Annotated in this window: 17 protein-coding genes; 12 read left to right on the forward strand and 5 right to left on the reverse strand. The window is 59.4% G+C overall.

Translation table 11 applies throughout. The annotated features are described in order from the left end of the window. Positions 1-16: 16 nt before the first annotated feature. Both rlmM and tusA read left to right on the forward strand, forming a co-directional pair. Positions 17-1090 (forward strand): 23S rRNA (cytidine(2498)-2'-O)-methyltransferase RlmM, encoded by a 1074-nt coding sequence (gene rlmM, locus ACA075_RS10470; protein ID WP_497298385.1) that lies wholly within the window; start codon positions 17-19, stop codon positions 1088-1090. Between the two features lie 210 nt (positions 1091-1300). Beyond that, positions 1301-1552 carry a sulfurtransferase TusA gene (gene tusA / locus ACA075_RS10475; RefSeq protein ID WP_095052036.1) on the forward strand — a complete coding sequence of 84 codons (252 nt, stop codon included), beginning with the start codon at positions 1301-1303 and terminating at the stop codon, positions 1550-1552. Here tusA and ACA075_RS10480 read toward each other — a convergent pair. Continuing rightward, complete coding sequence (locus ACA075_RS10480) at positions 1549-2958, reverse strand: MATE family efflux transporter (protein WP_497298387.1); 1410 nt, start codon at positions 2956-2958, stop codon at positions 1549-1551. The genes tusA and ACA075_RS10480 overlap by 4 nt on opposite strands. A 332-nt stretch (positions 2959-3290) precedes the next feature. On the opposite strand from ACA075_RS10480, the gene pdxB reads away from it, so the two are divergent. Beyond that, entirely contained in the window at positions 3291-4433 is a 1143-nt protein-coding gene (gene pdxB, locus ACA075_RS10485) for a 4-phosphoerythronate dehydrogenase PdxB (RefSeq protein WP_497298388.1), read from the forward strand. 185 nt (positions 4434-4618) lie between these two features. On the opposite strand, the gene ACA075_RS10490 is transcribed toward pdxB, so the two are convergent. Beyond that, complete coding sequence (locus tag ACA075_RS10490) at positions 4619-4798, reverse strand: PA1571 family protein (protein ID WP_094471511.1); 180 nt, start codon at positions 4796-4798, stop codon at positions 4619-4621. A 257-nt stretch (positions 4799-5055) separates the two neighbouring features. On the opposite strand from ACA075_RS10490, the gene ACA075_RS10495 reads away from it, so the two are divergent. Then, positions 5056-6840, forward strand: coding sequence for an ABC transporter transmembrane domain-containing protein (locus ACA075_RS10495; RefSeq protein ID WP_497298389.1), 1785 nt, complete (start codon positions 5056-5058; stop codon positions 6838-6840). Between the two features lie 78 nt (positions 6841-6918). On the opposite strand, the gene ACA075_RS10500 is transcribed toward ACA075_RS10495, so the two are convergent. Further along, on the reverse strand, positions 6919-8847 hold the full coding sequence (locus tag ACA075_RS10500) for a transglycosylase SLT domain-containing protein (RefSeq protein ID WP_497298390.1): 1929 nt from the start codon (positions 8845-8847) through the stop codon (positions 6919-6921). A gap of 213 nt (positions 8848-9060) precedes the next feature. Here ACA075_RS10500 and ACA075_RS10505 point away from each other — a divergent pair, with 213 nt between their 5' ends. Then, positions 9061-10980: an ATP-binding cassette domain-containing protein gene (locus ACA075_RS10505; protein WP_497298391.1), complete on the forward strand. Its 1920-nt coding sequence runs from the start codon at positions 9061-9063 to the stop codon at positions 10978-10980. Between the two features lie 195 nt (positions 10981-11175). On the opposite strand, the gene ACA075_RS10510 is transcribed toward ACA075_RS10505, so the two are convergent. Then, positions 11176-11613: a universal stress protein gene (locus ACA075_RS10510; protein WP_094471516.1), complete on the reverse strand. Its 438-nt coding sequence runs from the start codon at positions 11611-11613 to the stop codon at positions 11176-11178. A 104-nt stretch (positions 11614-11717) separates the two neighbouring features. Here ACA075_RS10510 and ACA075_RS10515 point away from each other — a divergent pair, with 104 nt between their 5' ends. The 7 genes from ACA075_RS10515 to ACA075_RS10545 all read left to right on the forward strand — a co-directional run bounded on the left by ACA075_RS10515 (position 11718) and on the right by ACA075_RS10545 (position 20135). Next, positions 11718-12155 carry a hypothetical protein gene (locus ACA075_RS10515; RefSeq protein WP_497298393.1) on the forward strand — a complete coding sequence of 146 codons (438 nt, stop codon included), beginning with the start codon at positions 11718-11720 and terminating at the stop codon, positions 12153-12155. A 540-nt stretch (positions 12156-12695) separates the two neighbouring features. Further along, positions 12696-14843: a fatty acid oxidation complex subunit alpha FadB gene (gene fadB / locus ACA075_RS10520; RefSeq protein WP_083376184.1), complete on the forward strand. Its 2148-nt coding sequence runs from the start codon at positions 12696-12698 to the stop codon at positions 14841-14843. Positions 14844-14875: 32 nt separating this feature from the next. Then, complete coding sequence (gene fadA, locus ACA075_RS10525) at positions 14876-16051, forward strand: acetyl-CoA C-acyltransferase FadA (RefSeq protein ID WP_010456360.1); 1176 nt, start codon at positions 14876-14878, stop codon at positions 16049-16051. A 100-nt stretch (positions 16052-16151) separates the two neighbouring features. Beyond that, positions 16152-16388, forward strand: coding sequence for a DUF1653 domain-containing protein (locus tag ACA075_RS10530; protein ID WP_046047845.1), 237 nt, complete (start codon positions 16152-16154; stop codon positions 16386-16388). A 114-nt stretch (positions 16389-16502) separates the two neighbouring features. Beyond that, positions 16503-19130, forward strand: a complete 2628-nt coding sequence (topA, locus tag ACA075_RS10535; RefSeq protein ID WP_219096434.1) for a type I DNA topoisomerase — start codon at positions 16503-16505, stop codon at positions 19128-19130. Positions 19131-19270: 140 nt separating this feature from the next. Then, the gene (locus ACA075_RS10540) at positions 19271-19795 is read left to right on the forward strand and encodes a DUF6586 family protein (RefSeq protein WP_497298394.1); all 525 of its coding nucleotides are present in this window, start codon (positions 19271-19273) and stop codon (positions 19793-19795) included. A gap of 106 nt (positions 19796-19901) precedes the next feature. Continuing rightward, positions 19902-20135 (forward strand): hypothetical protein, encoded by a 234-nt coding sequence (locus ACA075_RS10545; RefSeq protein WP_497299227.1) that lies wholly within the window; start codon positions 19902-19904, stop codon positions 20133-20135. A 93-nt stretch (positions 20136-20228) separates the two neighbouring features. Here the strand turns inward: ACA075_RS10545 and sulA are convergent, their stop codons facing one another. Continuing rightward, positions 20229-20702 (reverse strand): SOS-induced cell division inhibitor SulA, encoded by a 474-nt coding sequence (sulA, locus tag ACA075_RS10550; protein ID WP_497298395.1) that lies wholly within the window; start codon positions 20700-20702, stop codon positions 20229-20231. Between the last annotated feature and the right edge of the window lie 3 nt (positions 20703-20705).

A 20705-nucleotide genomic window follows, 5' to 3' on the forward strand; every position in this document is an offset into this window, starting at 1 on the left:
CTGCCCAGGAGTAAGAATGAACACCCTCTTTATGCATTGCCGGCCGGGCTTCGAAGGCGAAGTCTGTTCCGAGATTTCCGAACACGCCGCACGGCTGAACGTGGCCGGTTATGCCAAGGCCAAGACCGCCAGCGCCTGCGCCGAATTCATCTGCACCGAAGAAGACGGCGCCGAGCGCCTGATGCGTGGCCAGCGTTTCGCCGAGCTGATCTTCCCGCGCCAGTGGGCTCGTGGGATCTTCATCGATCTGCCGGAAACCGACCGCATCAGCGTGATCCTCGCGCACATGGCGGACTTCCCGCTGTGCGGCAGCCTGTGGCTGGAAATGGTCGACACCAACGATGGCAAGGAGCTGTCGAACTTCTGCAAGAAATTCGAAGGCCACCTGCGCAAGGCGCTGATGGCAGCCGGCAAGTTGGTCGAAGATGCGCACAAGCCGCGCCTGCTGCTGACCTTCAAGAGCGGCCGCGAAGTGTTCATGGGGCTGGCCGAGTCCAACAACTCGGCGATGTGGCCGATGGGCATTCCGCGCCTGAAGTTCCCGCGTGATGCGCCGAGTCGTTCGACGTTGAAGCTGGAAGAGGCGTGGCACCACTTCATCCCCCGCGATCAGTGGGATGAGCGCCTGCACAGCGACATGACCGGCGTCGACCTCGGTGCCGCCCCCGGCGGCTGGACCTGGCAACTGGTCAACCGCGGCATGCTGGTGACCGCGATCGACAACGGCCCGATGGCCGAAAGCCTGATGGACACCGGTCTGGTGCAACACTTGATGGCCGACGGTTTCACCTTCAAGCCCAAGCAACCGGTGGACTGGATGGTCTGCGACATCGTCGAGAAACCGGCGCGCAACGCTGCGATGCTGGAAGAATGGATTGGCGAGGGGCATTGCCGCGAGGCGGTGGTCAACCTGAAGTTGCCGATGAAACAGCGTTACGCCGAAGTCAAACGCTTGCTGGAACGCATTGCCGAGGGCTTCAAGGAGCGCGGCATCCGGGTCGAGATCGGCTGCAAGCAGCTTTATCACGACCGTGAAGAAGTGACCTGCCATTTGCGCCGACTCGACGTAAAGAAACCCAAGTCCCGCTGAAAGGCTTTTGTGGAGAGGGAGCTTGCTCCCGCTGGGCTGCGCAGCAGCCCTTAAATCAGGCGCCGAAATCTTCTGATAGACCGCATAGCCAGAATTTGGCCCGCTTCGCGACCCAGCGGGAGCAAACTCCCTCGCCACAGTTACAGTCAGTACGATTTGTTAAGGCACCCGGCAATGCGCGACAATGCCGGCCAGTTTCAGGAGTGAATCATGAGTGAAATGATTGATACGCCGGTAGACGGCACCCTCGACGCCACCGGCCTCAACTGCCCGGAACCGGTGATGATGCTGCACCAGCACATCCGTGACCTGGCACCCGGCGGCCTGCTCAAGGTGATCGCGACCGATCCCTCGACCCGTCGCGACATTCCCAAGTTCTGCGTGTTTCTCGACCATGAACTGGTCGCGCAGCACGAAGAGGCAGGCACCTACCTCTACTGGATCCGCAAGAAGCTCGCTTAACCCGCTGAATGACTGATGCGGATCCGCTTGCGTGCACTGCGCGTCAGGCGGATCGACAGCATCAGCGCCGCGCAGCTCAAGCCCACGATCAAACCCTGCCACAGCCCGCTCGGGCCGCTCGGCGCGCCGAACCAGTCGGTCAGGCCCAGTGCGTAGCCCACCGGCAAGCCAATGCCCCAATAGGCGAACAGCGTCAGGATCATCGTCACCCGAGTGTCTTGATAACCGCGCAGTGCACCGGCCGCTGTGACCTGGATCGCGTCGGAAAACTGGAACAGCGCCGAATACACAATCAGCATCGCTGCCACGCGAATCACCGTCGGATCGGCGGTGTAGATCGTTGCAATGTGTTCGCGCAGCAACAGCATCATGCTCGCCGAAATACACGCATAAGCCAGCGCCGTGCCCATGCCGACACCGGCGGCGAAGCGCGCTTCACGCGGTTCCTGACGACCGAGCGCCTGGCCGACGCGCACGGTCACGGCCATGCCCAGGGAATAAGGAATCATGAACACCAGCGAGCTGAAGTTCAGGGCGATCTGATGGCCTGCGACCACGGTGGCGCCAAGACTGCCGATCAGCAGGGCGATCACGGCGAAGATGCTCGACTCGGCGAACACCGCGATGCCGATGGGCAGGCCGATGCCCAGCAGACGTTTGATCACCGACCATTGCGGCCAGTCGAAACGGCTGAACAACTGACTCGACTGATAAGCCGGCGCCCAGCGCTCCCAGCCGGCCATGCCCAGCGCCATCACCCACATCACGATCGCCGTGGCCCAGCCGCAACCGACACCGCCCATGGCCGGGACGCCGAAGTGGCCATAGATGAAGATGTAATTCAGCGGAATGTTCAGTGCCAACCCGCACAAGCCGAGGACCATCGCTGGACGTGTGCGTCCCAGGCCATCACTGAAACAACGCAACACATGGTAGAGGGCAACGGCGGGCAGACCGCTGGCGATGCCGTGCAGGTATTGCATGCACGGGCCGATCAGCTCGGGATCGACCTTCATCAGGTGCAGGATCGGTTCGGCGCTCAACAGCATGCCGGTCGCTATCAAGCCCACCACCAAGGCCAGCCATAACGCCTGACGCACAATCGGGCCGATCTCGCTGTGGGTGCCGGCACCGAAACGCTGGGCGACTTTCGGGGTGGTGGCCAGCAAGGTGCCGGTCATCAACAGAAACACCGGCACCCAGATCGAGTTGCCGAGCGCCACCGCCGCCAGATCGCGCGGGCCGACCCGACCTGCCATCACCGCATCGACGAAGCCCATGGCGGTGGTCGCCAGTTGCGCGACCATGATCGGCAAGGCCAGGGCGAGCAGGTTTTTCAGCTCCAGGCGAACCCGGGCCGGGCGGGTGAGGGAAATAGCGGCGGGGCGGTCAGTCACGGAATTCAAGGGCGAAACGTCCAAAGATTTTGATGCACGAGGCGGCGCATTCTACGCGTTGACGCAGTGGTCAGGAAAAGTCCTGTGTTAGCTATTTGTAATCATCGATCCGGGTTAATGCCGAACACTATGTGGCGAGGGAGCTTGCTCCCGCTGGACTGCGCAGCAGTCCCATAGCCTTGCAAGTGATAAGCCTGTCAAAACCGGATCGCTAGGGTTGGGGCCGCTGCGCGACCCAGCGGGAGCAAGCTCCCTCGCCACGGGTATGGAGTGACCTTAATGCCCGCTGGCCCACTACGGTCATCTCCGCCTACACTGCCAACCCGCCAAAGGAGCCTGCCATGCTGATTGTTGCCGACGAAAATATTCCGCTGCTCGATGCCTTCTTCGAAGGTTTCGGCGAAATCCGCCGGGTGCCGGGACGTTCCATCGACCGCGCCACCGTCGAGCAGGCCGATGTGCTGCTGGTGCGTTCCGTGACCAACGTCAATCGTGCCTTGCTCGAAGGCAGCAAGGTGCGCTTTGTCGGCACCTGCACCATCGGCACCGATCACCTGGATCTGGATTATTTTCAGCAGGCCGGCATTACCTGGTCCAGCGCACCTGGCTGCAATGCCCGGGGTGTGGTCGATTACGTGCTCGGCAGTCTGCTGACCCTGGCCGAAATCGAAGGCGCCGACCTGACTCAGCGCACTTACGGCGTGGTCGGTGCCGGTGAAGTCGGCGGGCGCCTGGTCAAGGTGCTGCAAGGCCTGGGCTGGAACGTGCTGGTGTGTGATCCGCCACGGCAAGCCGCCGAAGGGGGCGATTTCGTCAGCCTCGAACAGATCATCGAGCAATGCGATGTCATCAGCCTGCACACCCCTTTGAAGAAACACGGTTCCCAGTCGACCTGGCACCTGTTTGATAAAAATCGCCTGAATCAGCTTAAGCCCGGCACTTGGCTGATCAACGCCAGTCGTGGCCCGGTGGTGGACAACACCGCCCTGCGCCAAGTGTTGTTGCAACGCGAAGACCTGCAAGCGGTGCTCGACGTTTGGGAAGGCGAACCTGAAGTCGATGTGGCGCTGGCCGAACTCTGCGTGCTGGCGACGCCGCACATTGCCGGTTATAGCCTGGATGGCAAACAACGGGGGACGGCGCAGATCTATCAGGCGTATTGCGAATTTATCGGGCAACCGGCCCAGGTCAGCTTGAGCGATCTGCTGCCGGCGCCGTGGTTGTCGCACGTGACCCTTCACGCTGAGAGCGATCCGGCCTGGGCGCTGGCGATGTTGTGCCGCGGCGTGTACGACCCGCGCCGGGACGATGCGGATTTCCGTCGCAGCCTTGTCGGCAGTGTGAGCGAGCAGCGTGCGGCGTTTGATGCGTTGCGCAAGCATTACCCGCAGCGTCGGGAGATTGATGGGTTGACGGTGCGGATTGAGGGAAATTCGCCTGAGTTGCTGAAGATTGTGGCGGCATTGGGCGCAACGGCTGTTTGAGACCGAGTTGACCCCATCGCGGGCAAGCCGCGCTCCCACAGGATCTGAGTTGTTCGCAAAACAGGTGGACGACCACAAAATCTGTGGGAGCGAGGCTTGCCCGCGAATGGCTGCACCGCAATTCCCGAATAAGCACCCACAAAAAACCCGGCCATCAGGGCCGGGTCAAGAAGACGGTGGCTATATCACTCTTGTTCGGCAGGCTTGACCAATCGCTTCTCCAGTTCGCTGCACGCTTGCTGGATCATGTCTTCAGTGATCGGTACTTCACGCCCATCCTTATCAATAATTGAGCAACCCAGAGACTGGTCTGGCTGTGTGCGGATCACTTGAATCTTGTCATCGCTGCTGTTTTGCAAGGACATGGCCTGTCTCCTCATCAGGTTGTGTGCCTACTTTAAAACCGCCAGGTGACCGGGCTGTGACAACTCCCTGCGATCTCTCCTGAGCGGCAACATCAGTCGACCAGAAATACCGCAGTGTTGCCACCCGGACTTTAGACCAATAGCGTCTAGGCGCTAGTCGTTGTGGTCATAATTAACCTGACTCATTGTGATTTACAGAGTTCCACCCCACTTTAGCGGTATAGGCTGGCCCCATCAATTGCGTACTGGATAACCCGATGCTCTCTGCCCGTCACCGCCGCGCGATTCGCCTGACCAGCCGTTTTCTTGCCCCTTATCGCTGGCCGGCCCTTGGCGCCTTGCTCGCGCTGATCATCACCGCCGGCATCACCTTGTCGATGGGGCAGGGCATTCGCTTGCTGGTGGATCAGGGGTTCATGACCCAATCGGCGCATTTGCTCAACCAGACCATCGGCCTGTTCATGGTGCTGGTGGTCGGGCTGGCGATTGGCACCTTTGCGCGCTTTTATCTGGTTTCGTGGATCGGCGAGCGTGTGGTCGCGGACATCCGCAAGCAAGTATTCAACCACCTGGTTTATCTGCATCCGGGTTTCTATGAAGACAATCGCAGCTCCGAGATCCAGTCACGGCTGACCGCCGACACCACGTTGCTGCAATCAGTGATCGGCTCTTCGCTGTCGCTGTTCCTGCGCAATTTGCTGATGGTGATCGGCGGGATCGTCTTGCTGTTTATCACCAACCCCAAACTCACCAGCATCGTGGTCGTGGCGTTGCCGCTGGTGATCGCGCCGATTCTGATTTTCGGCCGTCGGGTACGCAGCCTGTCGCGCCTGAGTCAGGACCGGATTGCCGACATCGGCAGCTACGTCTCCGAAACCCTTGGCCAGATCAAAACCGTGCAGGCCTACAATCATCAGGTCCAGGACGAGCAGCGCTTTGCCGTAACGGTGGAAGAGGCGTTCAACACGGCACGCAAACGCATTTTCCAGCGCGCCTGGCTGATTACGCTGGTGATCGTGCTGGTGCTCGGTGCGGTGGGCGTGATGTTGTGGGTTGGCGGCATGGACGTGATCGCCGGACGGATCTCGGCAGGTGAACTGGCGGCCTTCGTCTTCTACAGCCTGATCGTCGGCAGCGCCTTCGGCACATTGAGCGAAGTGATCGGCGAGTTGCAGCGCGCGGCGGGCGCCGCCGAGCGGATTGCCGAATTGCTGCGCTCGGAAAACATCATCCAGGCGCCCACCTCAGGTTTGGTCACCTTGCCTGATCGGGTAGAAGGCAATCTCGTATTGCGCGATGTGCGCTTTTCCTACCCGTCGCGGCCGGAAAGCTATGCTGTCGATGGCTTGAATCTGACCATTAATTCGGGCGAAACCCTCGCTCTGGTCGGCCCGTCCGGTGCCGGGAAATCCACCGTGTATGATCTGCTGCTGCGTTTTTACGATCCTGCCTCGGGACAGGTCCTGCTGGATGGCGTGCCACTGACCCAGCTCGACCCGCTCGACCTGCGTCGCTGCTTCGCCCTGGTCTCGCAAAACCCGGCCCTGTTCTTCGGCAGCATCGAAGAGAACATCCGCTACGGCAACCCGACGGCGACTCTGGCCCAGGTTCAGGAAGCGGCGAAAATCGCCTACGCCCACGACTTCATCGAGCAAATGCCCAACGGCTACCAGACCCACCTGGGCGATGGTGGCCTCGGGTTGTCCGGCGGCCAGCGCCAACGCCTGGCCATCGCCCGAGCGCTGCTGGTGGACGCGCCGATCCTGTTGCTGGACGAAGCCACCAGCGCCCTCGACGCCCAAAGCGAACACCTGATCCAGCAAGCCCTGCCGAGCCTGATGAAAAACCGCACCACCCTGGTCATCGCCCACCGCTTGGCCACGGTGAAAAACGCCGACCGGATCGCGGTGATGGATCAGGGGAAACTGGTGGCAATAGGGAAGCATCAGGAATTGATTGCGAGCAATGCGCTGTACGCGCGGCTGGCAGCGTTACAGTTTAGTGACGGGCACAACGCTCTGACCGACCCAGTAACCGACTAAGTACCGACTAAGTAGAGCGCCAAAAAAATGCCCGCATCAATCGATGCGGGCATTTCTATTCGTACTCCACAATCAGGATCACTGATCGTCAAAGTACCGCTCATGCCAATCCACCAGCGGCTGTGGCGAGTTGAGTTTCTGGCCGTAGATCACCGAGTACGACAACACGTTCTGCACATACTGGCGGGTTTCGTCGAACGGGATGCTTTCCACCCACACGTCGAAGCTCAGGTGATCCGCACCGCGCAGCCACTGGCGCACACGGCCGGGGCCGGCGTTGTAGGCAGCGGAGGCGAGGACGCGGTTGCCGTTGAACTGGCTGTGGACCTGGCTCAGGTAAGCGGCGCCGAGCTGGATGTTCTTGTCCGGGTCGAGCACTTGCTGTGGCGAGGCCAGCGGGATGCTGAACTTGCGCGCGGTTTCCTTGGCGGTGCCGGGCATCAGCTGCATCAGGCCGCTGGCGCCGACGCCGGAGCGGGCGTCGTCCATGAACGCGCTTTCCTGACGGGTGATGGCGAACACCCAGCTCGAGTGCAAACCACGGACCTTGGCTTCACGCACCAGGGTTTCGCGGTGGGCCATCGGGAAGCGGATGTCCAGATCGTCCCAGTACTGCGCCTGGCTGATGGTACGGATCGCCGGGAAATACCATTTCAGGTCGTAGGCCAGTTTTGCCTGGGCGACCATTTCGTCACGGCTGAAGTGACGGCTGACGTGGTACCACTCGCGACGGCCGTCGACGATTTGCCCGCGGGCGTGGAATTCAAGGGCACGACGAATGCCTGGTGTGTTGCGCACCTTGTTCATCAGTGCCTGGCTCATCACCAACGGTTTGTTCATCAGCGAATAAGGGGACTGCGAACGATCGGCGGCGAGGAAACCATAGAAATCGCGCTCGCGAGCGAGGTTCTTATATAGCGTCTGCGCTTCCGGGTTCTGCGGCTGCGCCAGTTCCAGGCTGCGGGCCTGCCAATAGCGCCAGCGGTTGGTGGTCGCCAGATCCTGCGGCAAGCGACGGGTCAACTGATAGGCATCGTCCCAGCGGGCCAGCCGCAACAACAGGCGCAGACGCCATTCGGACACTGTGTTGTCGCGCAGTTCCGGGTCGTATTTGGTCATCATCTCCAGCGCGCGAGGGTCGAAACGTTTGGCGAGGGTCAAACCGATTTCGCGGGCGATTGCCACTTTTTCATCGCGGGAGAAGTGCATGCTGCTGGCATAGCCATCGAGCAGGTCCATGGCCTTGTCGGGGTCCTGGCGGGCCAGGCGGCGCAGGCCGAGGCTGACCACGTCGGACATCGGTTCGTCGGCGGGGGTGAAGCGCGATGGCTGGTTCAGCAGTTCAGGTTTCTGCGCCACATCCACCAGCAAGCGACCGCGAGGGGCGAGGGTGCTCAGGCCGTTGACCAGGCTGTTGGCCAGCGGATAGTTGCGCGCCTGGGCGGCGAGCTTGACGCGCTCCCAGCGTTTTTGTTCGGTCAGTTGACCTTCGGCGGCCCATTGCCCGAACAGCGCATCGCAGGCGGCTGGTTGGGATTTGCCGGTCAGCCAGAGTTTGTTGGCGTTGGCGTAGCCTTCGGCTTTCTGGTTGTGCCCGATCTGGTACTGCGCGTTCAGGCAGTCCAGTTCGGTGAAATTGAGCTTGGGGTCGTAGTACTTGACGAAGGTCGCCCAGTCGCCGCGATCGGCCAGCCAGCGCAACCAGCGCAATTTCATCCAGTTGGCCTGGGGCAGATCACCGTGTTCAGCGAGGAATTTTTCGATTTCGGCATTGCTGGCGGTTTTCAGCCGTGCGGTCAGCTCGTCGTAGGCCAGGTACGGCTCCAGTGGATAGTCGCTGAGGGCCTGGCTGTAACGAAAGTAAGGGCCGGTATCGCCCTTGGCCAGGGCACGCTTGGCCTCATCGTAATATTGGCGCTGGGTGGACAGGTCCACCGCCTGGGCGGTTTGAACGGCAGCGGCAGAAAGAAGCAAGCAAGATAAAAGACTGAAGAGGCGACTGCGCATGAGACGTCCGGGCATAGAAATCACGACAAGTGCAGACTTAACCTGCACTGAATTATCTGTAGCTTAGCCTTTTGCCAGCAACGGGCGAAAGCTTTGCCGGCCTCTCGGCACAAGTTCGCAACAATTGTCATGCAGAGTGCTTCGACATTGAAATTGCCGGCCTTCTGAAGCCTCAAGTCAGGTAGAATGCGCGCCCGGTTTTTGGAGAAGCTCATGACCCTGCTCAAATTCAGCGATGTGTCCCTTGCTTTCGGCGCTATGCCGTTGTTGGACAAGGTGTCCTGGCAGATCGCCCGTGGTGAGCGGGTGTGCATCATCGGCCGCAACGGCACTGGCAAGTCCAGCATGATGAAGCTCGTCAAGGGCGACCAGAAGCCCGACGAAGGCTCCGTTTGGCGTGCACCCGGCCTCAAGATTGGCGAATTGCCGCAAGAATTGCCGGTAGCCGACGAGCGGACCGTGTTCGACGTGGTGGCTGAAGGCCTGGACGGTGTCGGCGAGCTGCTCGCGCAGTATCACCACCTGAGCCAGAACATCGTCACCGACGCCGACCTGGACAAGCTGATGCACGTCCAGCACGACCTCGAAGCCCGCGATGGCTGGCGTTTGCAGCAACTGGTCGATAGCACCTTGAGCCGTCTGCAGTTGCCAGCCGACAAGACCCTCGCCGAATTGTCCGGCGGCTGGCGTCGTCGCGTCCTGCTGGCCCAGGCCCTGGTTTCCGAGCCGGACCTGCTGCTGCTCGACGAACCGACCAACCACCTGGACATCGGTGCAATCGCCTGGCTCGAAGAAGCGCTGAAGGATTTCCAGGGCGCCGTGCTGTTCATCACGCACGACCGTTCATTCCTGCAAAACCTCGCGACGCGCATTCTGGAACTGGATCGCGGCGGCCTGATCGACTGGAACGGCGACTACGCCAGTTTCCTCGTGCACAAAGAAGCCTCCCTGGCCGCTGAAGAAACCGCCAACGCTCTGTTCGACAAAAAGCTGGCCCAGGAAGAAGTCTGGATCCGTCAGGGCATCAAGGCCCGTCGCACCCGTAACGAAGGTCGCGTCCGCGCATTGAAAGCCTTGCGCGTCGAGCGCAGCGAACGTCGCGAGCGTACCGGCAAGGCCAACATTCAGCTGGACACCGCCGACAAGTCCGGCAAGCAGGTGATGGTCCTCGAGAACGTGAGCTTCGCTCACCCGGGCGGGCCGTTCCTGATCAAGGATTTCTCGATGGTCCTGACGCGCGGTGACCGTATCGGTCTGCTCGGCGCCAACGGTACCGGCAAGACCACGTTGCTGAAGCTGATGCTCAGCGGTCTGCAACCAACCAGCGGCACAGTGGAAGAGGGGACGCGCATCGATGTGGCCTACTTCGACCAGTTGCGCCATCAGCTGGACCTGGAAAAGACCGTGATCGACAACGTGGCCGAAGGTCGCGACTTCATCGATATCGATGGTCAGAGCCGTCACGTGCTGAGCTACCTCGGCGACTTCCTGTTCAGCCCGCAGCGTGCCCGCACGCCGGTGAAGGCGCTGTCGGGTGGTGAACGTGCGCGTCTGTTGCTGGCGAAACTGTTCAGCAAACCGGCGAACTTGCTGGTCCTCGACGAACCGACCAACGACCTCGACGTAGAAACCCTCGAGCTGCTGGAAGAGGTCTTGCTGACCTTCAACGGCACCGTGCTGATGGTCAGTCACGACCGGGCATTCCTCGACAACGTGGTCACTAGCACCCTGGTCTTCGAAGGTGAGGGCAAGGTGCGCGAGTACGTCGGTGGTTATCAGGACTGGCTGCGTCAGGGCGGCTCGCCGCGCCTGCTGGGCGTGACCGAGAGCAAATCCGGCAAGGCCGACCTGACCTCTGCGGTCGTGACGGCGGAAGCGGCACCGGTTACTGCGGCAGTCGATGCACCGGTGGCGAAGAAGAAGCTCAGCTACAAATTGCAGCGTGAGCTGGAAATGTTGCCGGCCCAGATCGAAGCCATGGAACAGCAGATCGCTGCCGTCGAGGCCCAGATGGCCGATGGCGGTTTCTACCAGCGTCCTGCGGCCGAGACCGCTGCCGTGATCGCTCAGCTTGAGCAGTTGCAGGCTGAACTCGACGTGATGGTCGAGCGTTGGGCCGAGCTGGATGCCTGATTGATCCTGTAACAAAAAAGCCCGGCGTTCAGTGATGAGCGCCGGGCTTTTCGTATGGAATGCGATCTACTGGGCTGCCAAAGATCCAATAATGTAGGAGCGGGCTTGCTCGAGAAAGCGGTGTATCAGTCAGCACATTTGTTGAATGTTAAGCCGCCTTCGCGAGCAAGCCCGCTCCCACATTGGTCCGTGTTGTCAGCTTTTGATCAGGCGCACCGCGAGTACATCACACGGCGCACCGTGCAGCACGTCATTGGCCGTCGAACCCAGTAGCAATGCCAAGCCGTGTCGGCCATGGCTGCCCACCACGATCAGGTCGCAGGTTTGTTCCTTGGCCAGGTGATGAATCTCCTGGCGTGGCTGGCCATAAGTCAGGTGGCTGTATTCTTTGGTGAGTTCCGGATATTTCAGGATCAGTCGGTCCAGGCGTTCCTTGGCCTGATCGAACTGCTGCTGTTGCAATTGTGACAGGTCCATGGGGACGTCGCCGCCAAAGGCCATGGCCATCGGTTCGACGATGTGGACCAGGGATAATTTCGCGCCATTGCTCACTGAAAGCTCACGAGCACGGTGGATTACAGGGTCGCACTCTTCGGTTAGATCTACAGCGACCAGAATATGGTGGTAGGGCATGAAGTGCTCCTCCTGAGGATTGCAATATTGGTAAGTATGGCTGGTTTCAAGCGCAATGGTTCCAAAGTGACTCAAAGCGCCCATCAAGAATCGGGAGTACAGATATGACGGTCTGGATAGTGGTGTCAATCCTGCTGGTGGTACTGAGTCCGCTGGCATGGTTGCGACCGTCCCGTGGACAGAGCGGGCGCATGGCCCTGCGCATGGAGGCGCGGCGTATCGGCTTGGCCATGCAGCTTGCGCCCCAGGAGTGGCCGCACTGGCTGAGCCAGGAGCCGCCGAGCCCTTGTGCTCAGTATCATCGACCGCGTCGTGGCAATCAGCCGGCGTGCTGGAGTTACTGGCAAAAGTCACCGGGTGTGTGGGTGAACCAGTGGCAGGAGGTTTGCGAAGACCAGACGCTGCTCAGTTATTTCGAAAAATTGCCAGCCAACGTCTACAAGGTTGAAGCGGACAAGCAGATGATCACCCTGTATTGGGGCGAGAAGGGCGAAGCGACGGTGTTGCAAGATATCGATGCGGTACTGAAAGCACTGGCATGACTCACGGACATTTCGCGCTGCAATGGCGCGAAATCTCTGACAGGCAGGCAATAAAAAGCCCGACATCATCATCGGGCTGGGGTTGGCCAGGCAGGCCGGTAAATCTTTGTGCGGCTGATCTTACGCTTGGCGTTCGCCAAAAGTGTTCAATTTTTTTCTCCGGGTCCCGCCAGCGTAGCCTTGTTAAACAAAGGCTGCAGAGAATTAGGGCGACTTTTCTAACTATTGATTCTATGAATGGCTTCACATGCAGAGGCGTGTTGAAGATCTTCGCAGTACGGAAGTGACCGCAAAGTCGCGTTTCAACCCGTATTTTGGGCGATTGACAATTGCCGGAAATTCCGTGAAGGTGACGTACCCAAATCAAACGGGCGTATGAATTGAGCGTTTGTATTTCAGACCGCTCCTACAGAATCCCGACTATCGCGTTGGCGGGTGTGCCGGGTGGATTGGCGTAGCATCGACGATAAGCGTCCCTGCCAAGCCATTCGCCTGCGTCCGACGTGTACTGTTCAGCTTCCATATCGTGGAGATCAGTTGATGATTTACGAAGGTAAAGCCATCACGGTTAAGGCTCTTGAAAGTGGCATCGTCGAATTGAAATTCGACCTCAAGGGTGAGTCCGTCAACAAGTTCAACCGTCTAACCCTGAACGAACTGCGTCAGGCCGTAGACACCATCAAGGCAGATGCTTCGATCAAGGGTGTGATCGTCAGCAGTGGCAAGGACGTCTTCATCGTCGGCGCCGACATCACCGAATTTGTCGAGAACTTCAAGCTGCCTGATGCAGAGCTTGTTGCTGGCAACCTGGAAGCCAACAAGATTTTCAGCGATTTCGAAGACCTCAACGTCCCGACTGTCGCCGCGATCAATGGCATCGCTCTGGGTGGCGGTCTGGAAATGTGCCTGGCGGCGGACTACCGCGTCATGTCCACCAAGGCCAAGATCGGTCTGCCGGAAGTCAAACTGGGCATCTACCCGGGCTTCGGCGGTACCGTGCGTCTGCCGCGCCTGATCGGTGCTGACAACGCCATCGAGTGGATTGCCGCTGGCAAGGAAAACCGTCCTGAAGACGCGCTGAAAGTCGGCGCCGTCGATGCAGTGGTTGCCCCTGAGAAACTGCAGGAAGCGGCCCTGGAACTGATCAAGCGCGCCATCTCTGGCGAGTTTGACTACAAGGCCAAGCGTCAGCCGAAGCTGGAAAAGCTGAAACTGAACGCCATCGAACAAATGATGGCCTTCGAAACCGCCAAGGGTTTCGTGGCCGGTCAGGCCGGTCCGAACTACCCGGCACCGGTCGAAGCGATCAAGACCATCCAGAAAGCCGCAAACTTCGGTCGTGACAAGGCGCTGGAAATCGAAGCCGCCGGTTTCGTCAAACTGGCCAAGACCTCTGCCGCGCAGAGCTTGATCGGTCTGTTCCTGAACGATCAGGAACTGAAGAAAAAGGCCAAGGCCTACGACGAAATCGCCAAGGACGTGAAGCAGGCCGCTGTATTGGGCGCCGGCATCATGGGTGGCGGTATCGCTTATCAGTCGGCCTCCAAAGGTACGCCGATCCTGATGAAGGACATCAACGAGCACGGTATCGAGCAAGGCCTGGCTGAAGCCGCCAAGCTGCTGGTCGGCCGTGTTGATAAAGGTCGCATGACCCCGGCGAAAATGGCTGAAGTGCTCAACGGCATTCGTCCGACCCTGTCCTACGGTGATTTCGGTCACGTTGACCTGGTCGTCGAGGCCGTCGTCGAGAACCCGAAGGTCAAGCAAGCTGTTCTGGCTGAAGTCGAAGACAAGGTCAAAGAGGACACCATCCTCGCGTCCAACACCTCGACCATTTCCATTACCTTGCTGGCCAAGGCCCTCAAGCGTCCGGAAAACTTCGTCGGCATGCACTTCTTCAATCCGGTGCACATGATGCCGCTGGTTGAAGTGATTCGTGGTGAGAAGTCCAGCGAGTTGGCTGTTGCCACCACCGTTGCCTACGCCAAGAAAATGGGCAAGAACCCGATCGTCGTCAATGACTGCCCGGGCTTCCTGGTCAATCGCGTCCTGTTCCCGTACTTCGGCGGTTTCGCCAAGCTGGTCAGCGCGGGTGTGGACTTCGTCCGTATCGACAAGATCATGGAAAAATTCGGCTGGCCAATGGGCCCGGCGTACCTGATGGACGTGGTCGGCATCGACACCGGTCACCACGGTCGTGACGTGATGGCTGAAGGCTTCCCGGACCGCATGAAAGACGACCGTCGCTCGGCTGTCGACGTGCTCTACGAAGCCAAGCGCCTGGGCCAGAAGAATGGCAAGGGTTTCTACGCTTACGAGACCGACAAGAAAGGCAAGCAAAAGAAAGTGGCCGATCCGTCGGTGCTGGAAGTGCTCAAGCCGATCGTTTACGAGCAGCGCGAAGTCACTGATGAAGACATCATCAACTGGATGATGATCCCGCTGTGCCTGGAAACCGTGCGTTGCCTGGAAGACGGCATTGTCGAAACCGCCGCCGAAGCCGACATGGGCTTGGTCTACGGTATTGGTTTCCCTCCATTCCGTGGCGGTGCGCTGCGCTACATCGATTCGATCGGTGTTGCCGAGTTCGTTGCCCTGGCTGACCAGTACGCTGATTTGGGCGCGCTGTACCACCCGACCGCAAAACTGCGTGAAATGGCCAAAACCGGCCAACGGTTCTTCGGTTAAGCGTCCCAACACTTGAGCGAGAGTGAAATTTTATGAGCTTGAATCCAAGAGACGTCGTGATTGTCGACTTCGGTCGTACTCCGATGGGCCGCTCCAAGGGCGGCATGCACCGCAACACCCGCGCCGAAGACATGTCGGCGCACCTGATCAGCAAATTGCTGGAACGCAACGTCAAGGTTGATCCGAACGAAGTCGAAGACGTGATCTGGGGCTGCGTAAACCAGACCCTGGAGCAGGGCTGGAACATCGCCCGTATGGCGTCCCTGATGACGCAGATCCCGCACACTGCTGCCGGCCAGACCGTCAGTCGTCTGTGTGGTTCGTCGATGAGCGCGCTGCACACTGCCGCACAAGCGATCATGACCGGCAACGGTGACGTGTTCGTCGTCGGCGGCGTCGAGCACATGGGCCACGTGAGCATGATGCACGGTGTCGATCCGAACCCGCACATGTCGCTGTACGCGGCAAAAGCCTCGGGCATGATGGGCCTGACCGCTGAAATGCTGGGTAAAATGCACGGCATCACTCGCGAACAACAGGACGCTTTCGGCGTGCGCTCCCACCAGCTCGCTCACAAGGCGACCCTGGAAGGCAAGTTCAAAGACGAAATCATCCCGATGCAGGGCTACGACGAGAACGGTTTCCTGAAACTGTTCGACTACGACGAAACCATTCGTCCGGAAACTACCCTGGAAAGCCTGGCGGCTCTGAAGCCAGCGTTTAATCCGAAGGGCGGCACCGTGACGGCCGGTACCTCGTCGCAGATCACCGATGGTGCTTCGTGCATGATCGTGATGTCGGCACAGCGTGCACAGGACCTGGGCATCCAGCCGCTGGCTGTGATCCGCTCGATGGCAGTTGCGGGTGTGGACCCGGCAATCATGGGCTATGGTCCAGTACCGGCCACTCAGAAAGCACTGAAACGTGCGGGCCTTGGCATTAACGATATCGACTTCTTCGAGCTCAACGAAGCTTTCGCTGCACAGGCCCTGCCAGTGCTGAAAGATCTGAAAGTACTCGACAAGATGAACGAGAAGGTTAACCTGCACGGCGGCGCGATCGCCCTGGGTCACCCGTTCGGTTGCTCCGGTGCCCGTATCTCCGGCACTCTGCTGAACGTGATGAAGCAGAATGGCGGCACCTTCGGGGTTGCCACCATGTGCATTGGTCTCGGCCAAGGCATCTCCACCGTCTTCGAACGCGTTTAAGCGTTTCGTTGACGGAAGCCGGGGCCAAGTGCCCCGGTTTTTGTTTTTCTGAATTTATTTTTTGTTTTTATTTTTAAAAGATTTGAGTGAGGGCCAAACCATGCCGATACAACCTGGGCTCTACCAGCATTACAAAGGCCCGCAGTACCGGGTATTCAGCATTGCGCGGCATTCGGAAACCGAAGAAGAAGTGGTCTTCTACCAAGCCCTGTATGGCGATTACGGCTTTTGGGTGCGTCCCTTGAGCATGTTCCTGGAGTCGGTCGAGGTTGACGGCGAACAGGTGCCACGCTTTGCTTTGGTGCAAGCCGAACCGAGCCTTTTTTCGAAGCCATAAGCTGAGTGCGCGCAGGACCCTGCGCTTGACCTCACCTTGTAGCCACTATATATAGCGGTGCCGCGTCAGGCGCCAACCGCCTTTCACTTCTAGAATTCAGGAATTTTCTGATCCATGGGCAAATCGCTGGTCATTGTGGAATCCCCGGCTAAGGCCAAGACCATCAACAAGTATCTGGGTAACCAATACGTGGTGAAGTCGAGTATCGGCCATATCCGAGACCTGCCCACCAGCGGTTCGGCTAGCGCCAGCAAAGAGCCTGCCGCCAAGCGCGGCAAGGCTGCCGCGGGTGAAGGTCCGGTGCTCACGCCGAAAGAGAAAGCGCGCAAGCAGCTGGTCTCGCGCATGGGTGTCGATCCCGATCATGGCTGGAAAGCCAAGTACGAGATCCTCCCGGGCAAGGAAAAGGTCATAGAAGAGCTGCGCCGGCTCGCCAAAGATGCTGACACCATCTATCTCGCAACCGACTTGGATCGCGAGGGGGAAGCCATTGCCTGGCACCTGCGCGAAGCCATCGGTGGTGACGACAGCCGCTACAAGCGCGTGGTGTTCAACGAAATCACCAAGAAAGCGATCCAGGAAGCTTTCTCCAAACCGGGCGAGCTGGACATTGACCGTGTCAACGCACAACAGGCGCGTCGTTTCCTCGATCGCGTGGTGGGTTACATGGTTTCGCCGCTGCTGTGGGCCAAGGTCGCCCGTGGCCTGTCCGCCGGTCGCGTGCAATCGGTTGCCGTGAAGCTGGTGGTCGAGCGTGAGCGTGAAATCCGCGCGTTCAACCCGGAAGAATACTGGGAAGTCCACGCCGACCTCGGCACCGCCAAGGGCGCCACCGTGCGCTTCGATGTGGCTCGCGAGAAAGGCGAAGCCTTCAAACCGCTCAACGAAGCCCAGGCCATGGCCGCGCTGGAGAAGCTCAAGGCTTCCAGCTACAGCATCGTCAAGCGCGAAGACAAGCCGACCAGCAGCAAGCCGTCGGCACCGTTCATCACGTCCACCCTGCAACAGGCCGCGAGTAACCGCCTGGGCTTCGGCGTGAAGAAAACCATGATGATGGCCCAGCGTCTGTACGAAGCCGGCTACATCACTTACATGCGTACTGACTCCACCAACCTCTCGGCCGATGCCGTGACGATGGCGCGCACTTATATTGAAGGCGAGTTCGGCAAGAAGTACCTGCCGGAAAACCCGAATGTCTACAGCAGCAAGGAAGGCGCACAAGAGGCTCACGAAGCGATTCGTCCGTCTGACGCCAACACCGAGCCAAGCAAGCTGTCGGGCATGGAGCGTGATGCAGAGCGGCTCTACGAACTGATCTGGCGCCAGTTCCTCGCTTGCCAGATGCTGCCGGCCCAATACCTGTCGACCACGGTCACCGTCGGTGCCGGCGAATTCGAGCTGCGCGCCAAGGGCCGCATCCTGAAGTTCGACGGTTACACCCGCGTCATGCCGCAAATTGCCAAGCCTGGCGATGACGACGTGCTGCCGGACATGGCCCAGGGCGACGCGATGAAGCTGATCAAGCTTGATCCGACCCAGCACTTCACCAAGCCACCGGCGCGTTACTCGGAAGCGAGCCTGGTCAAGGAAATGGAAAAACGCGGCATCGGTCGTCCTTCGACCTACGCAGCGATCATTTCGACCATCCAGGACCGTGGCTACGTTGCGCTGCATAATCGTCGTTTCTACTCGGAAAAGATGGGCGACATCGTGACCGAACGTCTGGCCGAGAGCTTCTCCAATCTCATGGACTACGGCTTCACCGCCGGCATGGAAGAGAACCTCGATGATGTGGCCCAGGGCGAACGCGACTGGAAAAACGTGCTCGACGAGTTCTACGGCGACTTCAAGAAGAAACTGGAAGTAGCCGAAAGCGCCGAAGGCGGCATGCGCGCCAACCAGCCGGTGATGACTGACATTCCGTGCGTGTTGTGCGGTCGTCCGATGCAGATTCGTACTGCATCGACCGGCGTGTTCCTGGGTTGCTCGGGTTACAGCCTGCCGCCGAAAGAACGCTGCAAGGCTACCGTCAACCTGGTACCGGGCGATGAAATCGCGGCGGACGACGAGGGTGAATCGGAATCCCTGGTACTGCGCGGCAAGCACCGTTGCCCGATCTGCAGCACGGCGATGGACGCTTACCTGCTGGATGAGAAGCGCAAGCTGCACATCTGCGGTAACAACCCGGATTGCGCTGGTTATGAAATCGAAGAGGGCACCTACCGCATCAAGGGCTACGAAGGTCCGAGCCTGGAATGCGACAAGTGCGGCAGCGAGATGCAGCTCAAGACCGGCCGTTTCGGCAAGTTCTTCGGTTGCACCAACGCGACGTGCAAAAACACCCGCAAACTGCTGAAAAGCGGTGATGCGGCGCCGCCGAAGATGGACCCGGTGAAGATGCCTGAGCTGAAATGCGAAAAGGTCAACGACACTTATATCCTGCGCGACGGTGCTTCCGGCCTGTTCCTGGCGGCCAGCCAATTCCCGAAAAACCGCGAGACGCGTGCTCCGCTGGTCATCGAAATTGTGCCGCACAAGGATGAGATCGATCCGAAGTACCACTTCCTCTGTGAAGCACCGAAGAAAGATCCGGACGGCTTGCCCGCGGTGATCCGTTACAGCCGCAAGACCAAAGAGCAGTACGTGCAGACTGAAGTCGACGGTAAGCCGACTGGCTGGAAGGCGTACTACGACGGCGGAAAATGGACGGTCGAAGACAAGCGTCCGGCAGCCAAAGCGTAAAGAAGCTGTACACAAAAGGCCGCATGACAACCCTCGGGTTTTCATGCGGCCTTTTTGTTTTGTGCTTGCGGTGAGATCGGCTGATCCACGACACTGTCTGACCTGCGTGAAGCAATTATTTCGTTGTGGAGGCTGCCGTCATGGCCCACGAACTCTATACCCGTACCAACCAGAAGATTTATTTCGCCGGCCTGTCGCTGGAAGCGCTCGCCAAGGCCGAAGAGGGGCGGGCGATGAATTCCTTGGCGCTGATTCAGGCTGGGCGCGAGTCGGCGTTGTTTCACCTGTACGGTGCGTTGCTGGGGCTGTGCCATGAAATCGCCGGCTTCTATCGCTTGCCTCAGGCCAGTGCGCCTCGGGCAGAGATGTTGCTGACTCGCGAAGTGCTGGAGGCCATTGCCATTCCCGAGATGGCTGAGATGTTCGAGCTTGCCCAGAATCCGGAAACCTGGCTGGCCAAGCTGCTGGCGGCTCACGCGGCGATGTTTCAACCGCCTCGCGCTCCGCATAAACCCAAGGGCGACGTGACTCAGCCGCTCATCCTGGCCGTTAACCTGGATGAAGAAGAGGCGCTTGAGGAGTTGGGTCGCGAAGAGCTGGAGAGCTGGCGTCAGAACCTCAAAGGGCTGGCGATCCGGTTTCGCGAAGGATTGAACGAGTGCTGATCGACTGAGAGCCGGCGGCGTGATTAAAAGCGCTGCTGGTCAAGTTACCGAGCGAAGCCTGGCCGATGCCTATATAATCCCCGCCTTTCGTGGAGAACAGACCTTTATGCCAACGTCCTTTCTAGAAATTGTCGAGTTACCAGACGGCCGGATCGAGCTGCGCAGGGCCGAGGACGAGGGTTCTCTGGTTACTTTGGATTTCTCCGAGGATGCCAAGGCTTTCCTGCAGGGCCAACACGTGGAAGTCGCCAAGGCGATGTTGAGCGTCGGTGTTCAGATGGCAGGACGCCTGGTTGAAGGCGAATTCAATACGGATGAGAGTTCGCGGATCCTCCACTGATCCTATTCGTCGCTTTCTGCTAATACGGCTACGAACCGGCTTCTCTGTCCTTTGAGAAGCCCCGCGCTATGCATAGCGCGCATTGTTGACACATTAACCCAAGCGAATATTCAGGCTCTGCGCATCCCCGGTACGGGCTGCGCTGATCAACTGTTGCCGTGAGTTTGCGTTCAATGGGTTGAGCCAGCTGACAACCGTATGGCTGCGGCCCAGGCGCAAGGCTTCGCAGGTCAACTGCTGAGCGCTCTGAGTGCCGCGAGGTTGCAGCAGCAGGATGCGTTCGCGGTTAAGGCCGGCGTCCCGTAACCACGTCTGAGTCAAGCTGGCGGGCGGGGCGATCAGTGTCAGCCACCGCGCGTCCTGATCCTGACTCAATTCACGAAGAATCGGCGCCAGAAGGTTCAGGCAGTTCCCGGTCGCACCACGCAGTGAAAGCTCGCTGAAGACTTCGGGTTCGGCGCTCCAGGGCAACTCGACCACTTCTTTCAGTATCGGCGCCAACGGCTGCACCATGAAAGCCTCGAACAACGGCAGTTGGGCTTGCTGTGATGTGTGTGGGAACTGCATAAA

Source organism: Pseudomonas sp. LBUM1663 (assembly GCF_059695905.1).

Bases quoted from the DNA above. Each gene is read 5' to 3' on its own strand.
- sulA (WP_497298395.1), bottom strand. From the start codon at position 20,702: ATGCAGTTCCCACACACATCACAGCAAGCCCAACTGCCGTTGTTCGAG.
- ACA075_RS10495 (WP_497298389.1), top strand. From the start codon at position 5,056: ATGCTCTCTGCCCGTCACCGCCGCGCGATTCGCCTGACCAGCCGTTTT.
- ACA075_RS10505 (WP_497298391.1), top strand. From the start codon at position 9,061: ATGACCCTGCTCAAATTCAGCGATGTGTCCCTTGCTTTCGGCGCTATG.
- ACA075_RS10500 (WP_497298390.1), bottom strand. From the start codon at position 8,847: ATGCGCAGTCGCCTCTTCAGTCTTTTATCTTGCTTGCTTCTTTCTGCC.
- ACA075_RS10510 (WP_094471516.1), bottom strand. From the start codon at position 11,613: ATGCCCTACCACCATATTCTGGTCGCTGTAGATCTAACCGAAGAGTGC.
- tusA (WP_095052036.1), top strand. From the start codon at position 1,301: ATGAGTGAAATGATTGATACGCCGGTAGACGGCACCCTCGACGCCACC.
- fadB (WP_083376184.1), top strand. From the start codon at position 12,696: ATGATTTACGAAGGTAAAGCCATCACGGTTAAGGCTCTTGAAAGTGGC.
- ACA075_RS10490 (WP_094471511.1), bottom strand. From the start codon at position 4,798: ATGTCCTTGCAAAACAGCAGCGATGACAAGATTCAAGTGATCCGCACA.
- ACA075_RS10530 (WP_046047845.1), top strand. From the start codon at position 16,152: ATGCCGATACAACCTGGGCTCTACCAGCATTACAAAGGCCCGCAGTAC.
- ACA075_RS10540 (WP_497298394.1), top strand. From the start codon at position 19,271: ATGGCCCACGAACTCTATACCCGTACCAACCAGAAGATTTATTTCGCC.
- topA (WP_219096434.1), top strand. From the start codon at position 16,503: ATGGGCAAATCGCTGGTCATTGTGGAATCCCCGGCTAAGGCCAAGACC.
- ACA075_RS10515 (WP_497298393.1), top strand. From the start codon at position 11,718: ATGACGGTCTGGATAGTGGTGTCAATCCTGCTGGTGGTACTGAGTCCG.
- fadA (WP_010456360.1), top strand. From the start codon at position 14,876: ATGAGCTTGAATCCAAGAGACGTCGTGATTGTCGACTTCGGTCGTACT.
- rlmM (WP_497298385.1), top strand. From the start codon at position 17: ATGAACACCCTCTTTATGCATTGCCGGCCGGGCTTCGAAGGCGAAGTC.
- pdxB (WP_497298388.1), top strand. From the start codon at position 3,291: ATGCTGATTGTTGCCGACGAAAATATTCCGCTGCTCGATGCCTTCTTC.
- ACA075_RS10545 (WP_497299227.1), top strand. From the start codon at position 19,902: ATGCCAACGTCCTTTCTAGAAATTGTCGAGTTACCAGACGGCCGGATC.